This window comes from Alcanivorax sp. HI0083 (assembly GCF_001635175.1).
On the sequence record NZ_LWFX01000382.1, the window covers coordinates 1 to 893 of the forward strand.

Annotated in this window: 2 protein-coding genes; both read left to right on the forward strand. The window is 57.1% G+C overall.

From position 1 onward, the window contains the following. The coding region (locus A3754_RS03960; RefSeq protein WP_304439801.1) for a carboxyl transferase domain-containing protein at nucleotides 1-469 on the forward strand (469 nt) is incomplete at its 5' end. 182 nt (nucleotides 470-651) lie between these two features. Next, on the forward strand, nucleotides 652-893 hold a 242-nt coding region (locus tag A3754_RS03965), incomplete at its 3' end, for an acyl-CoA dehydrogenase family protein (protein ID WP_197468436.1).

Below are 893 nucleotides of genomic sequence, written 5' to 3' on the forward strand. Positions count from 1 at the left end.
CGACGCAGAACAGAACGGCGTCATCAAGAACGGCTCGAAAATGCTGCAGGCGGTAGCCAACGCGCGGGTGCCCAAAATCTCCATCGTGGTGGGCGGCTCCTACGGCGCCGGTAATTACGCCATGTGCGGGCGCGGCCTGGACCCGCGCTTCATCTTTNCCTGGCCCAATTCCAAAGTCGCCGTCATGGGTGGCCAGCAGGCCGGCATGGTGCTGCGCATCGTGGCCGAGGGAAAACAGCGGGCCAACGGTATCGAACCGGACCCCAAAGTGCTCGACATGCTGCAACAGACCACCGCCCAGAAACTCGACAGCCAGTCCACAGCACTCTACGGCACGGCGCGCTTGTGGGACGACGGCATTATCGACCCCCGCGACACACGCCAGGTGGTGGCCTACGCCCTGGATATCTGCGATGACGCAGAACAACGCCAGCTACACCCGAATTCATTCGGGGTGGCGAGACTTTAAACGTAATTGACAGTGGCCAATTAAAAGTTGACAGCGAAACAACGGACAGCACAGCGCCTCCGAACTGGGGTTTAGCTGTCAACTGTCCACTATCAACTTTCAACTCAAACACCTGAATAACTGACAAATACAGACATAGCAGCGCTCGATAAACCGAGCCAAACAAACACAGGGAGCCTCCCATGCAATTCACTCAGGAACACGAAGAACTTCGCCGTACCGTCCGTAATTTTGTCGACAAGGAACTGAACCCCCATGTGCGTGAATGGGAAGACGCTGGCCGTTTCCCCATTCACGAAGTGTTCAAGAAAATGGGCGATCTGGGTCTGCTCGGGGTCACCAAGCCGGAAGAGTTTGGCGGCATGGGGCTAGACTACTCCTACGGCATGGTTATGAGCGAAGAAATGGGCCGCGTCCATTGTGG